This window comes from Candidatus Methylomirabilota bacterium (genome assembly GCA_036001065.1).
In the GTDB taxonomy this organism is placed as follows: domain Bacteria; phylum Methylomirabilota; class Methylomirabilia; order Rokubacteriales; family CSP1-6; genus MNEF01.
Window position 1 is genome coordinate 26,972 of record DASYUQ010000137.1, and the last position, 6,350, is coordinate 33,321.

The window sequence follows — 6,350 nt, forward strand, 5'->3', positions numbered from 1 at the left end:
ACGCATCGGGATGGCGACCGCGGCGCATGGTCTGGCGCTGATGACGGCGGTGGCGACGCTCGTGTTGATCCTCTTCGGAGGCCTGGTGACCAACACGGGCTCGGCGCTGGCCGTGCCGGACTGGCCGACCACCTTCGGCCACAACTTGTTCCTCTACCCATGGTCCCAGATGGTCGGCGGGATCTTCTACGAGCACAGCCACCGGCTGCTGGGCGTGCTGGTGGGGCTGCTCACGCTGGCGCTGGCCGCCGCGCTCTGGCGCGCCGGTGGGCGCCTGCGCGCGCTCGGCCTCGTCGCCGCGACCACCGTGGTCGCCCAGGGCGTGCTGGGCGGCCTCCGCGTCGTCCTGCTCGAGCCGACGCTGGCCATCCTGCACGGCTGCCTGGCCCCGGCGTTCTTCGCTCTGGTGGCCGTGGCCGCGCTGGTGACCTCCCCCCGATGGCAGGAGCCCGCCACCGCCGAAGCCCTGGCGCCGTCCACGCGGTCAGTGACGCTCGCGGTGGCGGCGCTCGTCTACGTCCAGATCGTCTTCGGCGCGCTCCTGACTCACGCGGGCTTCTTGCAGCCGCACCTGATCGGCGCCCTCGCCGTCTTCGCCCTGGCACCGATCGCCACCGCCCGGCTCCGGGGGAGCGGCGATGCCGTGGCGGCGCCGGTGGCGCGCGCGCTGCTCGCCCTGCTGGGGGCCCAGCTGTTGCTGGGGGTGGGCAGCCTGCTGGTGCGGGTCCTGCCCGGGGCGCTCCCCGACGGGCTCGGCCTGATCCTGACCGTCGCTCACCGCCTGGCCGGTGCGTTGACCCTGGGCGCGGCCGTGGTGCTCGCCGCGCGCGCGTGGGCTCCTCGAGCGCGCGGGGGGGCGCTGGTCGCGGTGGTGGAGCTTACGGCATGAGTGATCTGGCGCTCGTTCGAGCCCGGGCGTTGCCCGCACAACCCTCCGGTGGGGAGGTTCGAAGGGGGCCGGAAGGCCCTCTCACGTCCGCCCCCTCCGAACAAATCGTCGGCGCCATCGCCCGCGATCGCCGGCAACTGGCCGCGGACCTCCTGGCCCTGACCAAGCCGCGCGTCGTCGTGATGGTGCTGGTGGCGACGCTCGTCGGTTACTACGTCGGGCTGACCGGCGCGCCCGACTACGTCCGCATGCTCCACCTCATCGTCGGCACCCTGCTGGCGGCGGGTGGCACGCTCGCCCTCAACCAGTACGCCGAGCGGGACGTCGACGCCCGGATGGACCGCACGCGCACGCGGCCGCTGCCGGACGGCCGGCTGCAGCCCCTCGAAGCGCTGGCTTTCGGGGCCGCCGCCACCGCGCTCGGTGTCGCGTACCTCGCGGCCTGCGTGAACGCGCTGGCCGCCGGCCTCACCGCGGCCACGGTCGTCCTCTATCTCTTCGCCTACACGCCGCTGAAGCTGCGGACGCCGCTCTGCACGGTCGTCGGCGCGGTTCCCGGCGCGCTGCCGCCGGTGACCGGCTGGGCGGCGGCGCGGGAGGATGTCGCGGTGGGGGCGTGGGTGCTGTTCGGCATCCTCTTCCTCTGGCAGTTGCCCCATACGCTGGCCATCGCCCGCCTCTACCGGGACGACTACGCGAGGGCGGGGGTCCGCGTGCTGCCCGTCGTGGACGCCGACGGCTGGAGCACGGAGCGGCAGATCGTGACGGGGTGCCTGGCCCTGCTGGCGGTGAGTCTCCTGCCCACGCTCATCGGCATGGCCGGGCCACTGTACTTCGTCGGCGCGCTGCTCCTGGGCCTCGTCTTCGCGACCTTTGGCACCCTGCAGGCGCTGGCGCCCTCGTCGCTGTCGGCGCGCCGCGTCCTGTTCGCATCGCTGCTCTACCTGCCGGCCGTGCTGGCCCTGCTGGCTCTCGACAAGGTATGACCGCCAACGAGATCCGAGGGAAGAATCGGCGCACGGCGCGAATTCTGGTCGTCATCATGGCCGGGCTCGCAGTGGCCGCGTTCCTGGTGGGGATCCGCTGGTGACGCGCGTCCTCGAGGCGCCGCCTCGGCGTCGGCCGTCGCGCGCGAACGGTCGGACGCCCCCCCCGCCCCCGCCCCCGGGGGGAGGCGACGGGCCCGACGGCGGTCCCGCGCGGCGGCGGGCCGCGCTCGACAACGTGGTCCTGGCGACGATCTTCTTCATCGGTGCAGAGGTCATGTTCTTCACTGGCCTCATCTTCTCCTCCTGGGTCCTGCGCCTGGCCGCGCCCGTCTGGCCGCCGCCGCTACAGCCGCGGCTGCCGCTGGGGGTGACCGGCGTGAACACGCTCGTGCTGCTGGCCTCGAGCGTGGCCATGGTCGCCGCCGGCCGCGCGCTGAACGCGGGCGACCGCGGGCTGGCCGTCCGGCGCCTGGCCACCGCCGCCGGTCTCGGCGGCCTGTTCCTCCTGGTCCAGGGCTACGAGTGGGTCCGCCTCATCCGGTTCGGGCTGACCGTGTCCTCCGGCGCCTACGGCGCCACGTTCTACACGCTCATCGGCACCCACGCCGTGCACGTGTTGGGGGCGCTGGTCTGGCTGGCCGTCACGCTGCTGCTGACTGCGCGCGGGCGGTTCGCCGACGGCGGCACCGCGCCGTTCCGGGCCTGTGCGCTGTTCTGGCACTTCGTCGTCGCCCTCTGGCCGATCCTCTACCTGTCGGTGTACCTGCTGTGAACGGCCCGGCGTTCGCTTCGCTCGGCCGCCTCCTGGCCCGTCCGGCCACGCGCGTACTGGCAGCGCTCGCGCTGGCGCTGCCGCCGGGCCCGGCGGCCGCCTGCTCGGCCTGCCTCAGCTCGCCCTACGGGGACCGCACCTTCAACTGGGCATTTCTCGGCCTGCTCATCATGCCGTTCATGGTCGCGGCCGCCGTCGGCGGCGTGCTCGCCTACTGCTACCGCCGCCGTCGCGCGGATCGCGCGCGGTTGAACCTTCCCATCGAGGAGACGACATGACTCCAGCAGCGGCCTCTGTGCACTCGGCGGTGGAACCGGCCGAGACCCCGCTCACTCCGGAGAGCTGGGGCAAGCTCGGGATGTGGATCTTCCTGGCGGGTGACGCCGTGGGGTTCGGCGTGCTGCTCGCCTCCTACGGCCTCATGCGGGCGACGAGCCTCGACTGGCCCATCCCCTTCGACGTCCTGGGCATCAACCTCACGGCCTTCATGACCTTCCTCCTCATCTGCTCGAGCGTGACGATGGTGAAGGCGCTCGAGTGGCTGGGCAAGGGCGATCGGATCCGGTGCCGGTGGTTCCTCTTCTACACCGCGCTGGGCGGGGCCATCTTCGTGAGCCTGCAGGCCTACGAGTGGTCGAAGCTGATCCGGGAGGGGCTGCACATCAACGGCAATCCCTGGGGCGCGAGCCTCTTCGGCGCCTCCTTCTTCATCGTCACCGGCTTCCATGGCCTGCACGTGACCGGAGGCGTCATCTATCTGCTCTCCATCATCCGCTACGTGACGAACCGTCCGGACCCGGCGGCCAGTTACAACGCGGTGGAGATCACTGGCCTGTACTGGCACTTCGTCGACCTGGTCTGGATCATGGTCTTCACCTTCATGTACCTGCTGTAGGGGGACCGATGGCGGCCACGGCGGAACACAAGCATCCGAACTACATGGCGGTCTTCTGGTACCTGGCGGCGTTGACGGTGATCGAGCTGGCGGTCATCTTCCTGCCGCTGGCCAAGCTCACGATCGGCGTGCTCCTGGTGGCGCTGGCGCTGGGCAAGGCGGCGCTGGTGGCGATGTACTTCATGCATCTGAGATTCGAGACCCGGACGCTCGGACTCATCGCCATCACGCCCCTCGTCATCGCCACGCTGCTGGTCTTCGTCGTGCTCCCCGACGGCTTCGCCGTCGACCACAAGACCGCTGTCAAGAAGCCGGCGGCGCACGCGCCCGCCAAGCACTGAGGTGAGCCATGCCCGTCGAAGACCAGCGGGCCCGGGCCGCCCGCGCCGTCCGGCGGGCCTTGCGCCTGCGGTGCCCCCGCTGCGGGGAGACACCACTGTTCCGGGGCTGGTTCGCCATGGCGCGCGAGTGCCGGTTCTGCGGGCTCCGCTTCGAGCGCGCCCAGGGGTACTTCGTGGGCGCGATCTACATCAACTACGCGGTCACGACGGTGATCGCCGTCGGCGGGTACTTCGTACTCTGGTCGCGGGCCGGGATCTCGACGGCGGCGCAGTTCGCGATCTGGGTCCCCTTCCTCGTCGTCTTTCCGCTCTGGTTCTTCCGCTACAGCCGCAGCCTCTGGCTGGCGCTCGAGTACTTCGTGAACCCCGAGCAATAGTCGGAGGGGGCCTCGGCGGCCCCCTCCGATGCCTCCCCCCAGGAGAGTGGCGCCGGCGAAGCCGGCGCTCGAAGGCGGCCATTCTCACGCTTGTGCTCATTCTGGGGCTTGGCCTCGTCCCGGGGGGGGCGGGGGCGGCGTACGAGGAGGTCGTGGTGAAGGACGGCGGCATGCTCGCCGGCGCCGTGAGGTTCGCCGGCACGCCGCCCAGGCTCGAGCCCATCCGCGTGAACAAGAACCGCGAGGTCTGCGGCGAGGTCAAGGAGTCGGAGGCGCTGGTGGTGGGCGGCGCTGATCGCGGAGTGCGCGGCAGCGTGGTCCTCATCGAGGGCGTCGGGCGGGGCAAGAAGCCGAGCGGCGGCGTGGTGGTCGACAACCACCAGTGCCGGTTCGTGCCCCATGTGGCCGCGACCATGGTCGGCGAGCGCACGCGTGTGAAGAACTCCGATCCGATCCTGCACAACACCCACGGGTTTCACGCCGGCACCGCGGGCTCGTCCGGCAAGCTGACGGTCTTCAACCTGGCCCTCCCCAACGCCGGCCAGGTCATCGAGATCACCAGGAAGCTCGTCAAGCCCGGTCCCGTCCGCGTGCTGTGCGACGCCCACACGCACATGTTCGGCTGGCTCTACGTCCACGACAGCCCCTACTTCGCCGTCACCGACGAGCGGGGCGCGTTCCGCATCGACGGGGTGCCGCCGGGCCGGTACCGGGTCACCATGTGGCACGAGGGGTTCCGCCCCCAGGGTGTCGACAAGGACGGGCGTCCCGTCTACGACGAGGCGCGGACGGTCACGAAAGAGGTCACGATCGCGCCCAACGCCACGGCGATGGTCGAGTTCGAGCTGCGCTGAGCGCTCACGAGCGAGGGGGAGAGTCCATGTACAAGCACATCTACGTTCCGGTGGACAACTCGGACTACTCGAACCGGGCGATCGACCTGGCGGTCGAGCTGGGCCGGGCGTTCGGCGCGACGCTGACGGGTTGTCACGTGTACGCCGCCCGGTTGCACGACTACCGGTTCAAGCAGATGGAGTACACGCTGCCGGAGGAGTACAAGGACGAGCAGGAGCTCGAGCGCCAGCGGAAGATCCACGACTCCCTCATCGCCATGGGGCTGCAGCTCATCTCCGACTCCTATCTCGACGTGATGGCCCGGAAGGCGGAGGCGGCCGGGCTGGGCTTCGAGCGCAAGATGATGGACGGCAAGCACTACAAAGCGCTCATCGAGGACGCCCGGGCATCCGACTACGACCTCGTCATCATGGGCGCCCTCGGCATGGGCGCGGTCAAGGACAGCCACCTGGGGTCGGTGACCGAGCGCTTCGTACGCCGGGTCTCCACGGACACGCTCGTCGTCCGCAACCACGATCCGCTGAGGGACCAGCAGGGCGCGATCGTGGTCGGTCTCGACGGCTCCCCCCAGTCCTTCAACGGCCTCAAGCTCGGCATCGCGCTGGCCAAGGCCCTCGGCCGGCCCCTGCAGGCAGTCGCCGTCTACGATCCCTACCTGCACTACGCCATGTTCAACGGGATCGTGGGCGTGCTCAACGAGAAGGCGTCGAAGATCTTCCGCTTCAAGGAGCAGGAGCAGCTCCACGAAGAGATCATCGACACCGGCCTGGCGAAGATCTACCAGTCGCACCTGGAGATCGGCCGCAAGCTGGCGGCGGAAGATGGCGTCGATCTCTCCATCACGCTCCTCGATGGAAAGTGTTTCGAGAAAATTCTGACCTTCGTCCGCAAGGAGCAGCCGTGGCTCCTCATCCTCGGCCGCGTCGGCGTGCACTCCGACGAGCGCGAGGTCGATCTGGGGTCCAACACCGAAAATCTGCTGCGCCTCGCGCCGTGCAACGTCCTGCTCACCGGCGGCAAGTTCTACCCGCCGCTCGACGTCAAGGCGGAAGAGATCATCTCGTGGACCGAGGAGGCGGAGGCCCGCATGGAGCGCGTGCCGCTCCAGGTCAAGGGCGTCGCGCGCACCGCGCTCCTGCGTTACGCCATCGAGCAGGGCCACACCGTGATCACCAACAAGGTCATCGACGAGGCCATGGCCATCTTCATGCCCACGCGCATGGCCGAGAAGA

9 protein-coding genes are annotated in these 6,350 nt (G+C 70.1%); all 9 read left to right on the top strand.

Annotated features, from left to right (window positions below):
• Positions 1-10: 10 nt before the first annotated feature.
• Positions 11-889, top strand: coding sequence for a COX15/CtaA family protein (locus VGV13_13520; protein HEV8642114.1), 879 nt, complete (start codon positions 11-13; stop codon positions 887-889).
• Positions 886-1,875: a heme o synthase gene (cyoE, locus tag VGV13_13525; GenBank protein HEV8642115.1), complete on the top strand. Its 990-nt coding sequence runs from the start codon at positions 886-888 to the stop codon at positions 1,873-1,875. Before VGV13_13520 ends, cyoE begins: the two co-directional genes overlap by 4 nt.
• Positions 1,876-1,975: 100 nt before the next feature.
• The gene (locus VGV13_13530; GenBank protein HEV8642116.1) at positions 1,976-2,650 is read left to right on the top strand and encodes a cytochrome c oxidase subunit 3; all 675 of its coding nucleotides are present in this window, start codon (positions 1,976-1,978) and stop codon (positions 2,648-2,650) included.
• On the top strand, positions 2,647-2,928 hold the full coding sequence (locus tag VGV13_13535) for a hypothetical protein (protein ID HEV8642117.1): 282 nt from the start codon (positions 2,647-2,649) through the stop codon (positions 2,926-2,928). Before VGV13_13530 ends, VGV13_13535 begins: the two co-directional genes overlap by 4 nt.
• Positions 2,925-3,545: a cytochrome c oxidase subunit 3 gene (locus tag VGV13_13540; GenBank protein ID HEV8642118.1), complete on the top strand. Its 621-nt coding sequence runs from the start codon at positions 2,925-2,927 to the stop codon at positions 3,543-3,545. The genes VGV13_13535 and VGV13_13540 overlap by 4 nt, the downstream gene beginning before the upstream one ends.
• Before the next feature lie 8 nt (positions 3,546-3,553).
• Entirely contained in the window at positions 3,554-3,886 is a 333-nt protein-coding gene (locus tag VGV13_13545) for a cytochrome C oxidase subunit IV family protein (GenBank protein HEV8642119.1), read from the top strand.
• 8 nt (positions 3,887-3,894) lie between these two features.
• Entirely contained in the window at positions 3,895-4,263 is a 369-nt protein-coding gene (locus VGV13_13550; protein HEV8642120.1) for a DUF983 domain-containing protein, read from the top strand.
• 92 nt (positions 4,264-4,355) lie between these two features.
• Positions 4,356-5,117, top strand: coding sequence for a carboxypeptidase regulatory-like domain-containing protein (locus VGV13_13555; GenBank protein ID HEV8642121.1), 762 nt, complete (start codon positions 4,356-4,358; stop codon positions 5,115-5,117).
• Positions 5,118-5,143: 26 nt separating this feature from the next.
• A partial coding sequence (locus VGV13_13560; protein ID HEV8642122.1) for a universal stress protein occupies positions 5,144-6,350 on the top strand: 1,207 nt, incomplete at its 3' end.

Excerpts from the sequence above, each read along its gene's own strand:
- VGV13_13545 (HEV8642119.1), top strand. The coding sequence starts at position 3,554 with ATGGCGGCCACGGCGGAACACAAGCATCCGAACTACATGGCGGTCTTC.
- VGV13_13520 (HEV8642114.1), top strand. The coding sequence starts at position 11 with ATGGCGACCGCGGCGCATGGTCTGGCGCTGATGACGGCGGTGGCGACG.
- cyoE (HEV8642115.1), top strand. The coding sequence starts at position 886 with ATGAGTGATCTGGCGCTCGTTCGAGCCCGGGCGTTGCCCGCACAACCC.
- VGV13_13540 (HEV8642118.1), top strand. The coding sequence starts at position 2,925 with ATGACTCCAGCAGCGGCCTCTGTGCACTCGGCGGTGGAACCGGCCGAG.
- VGV13_13550 (HEV8642120.1), top strand. The coding sequence starts at position 3,895 with ATGCCCGTCGAAGACCAGCGGGCCCGGGCCGCCCGCGCCGTCCGGCGG.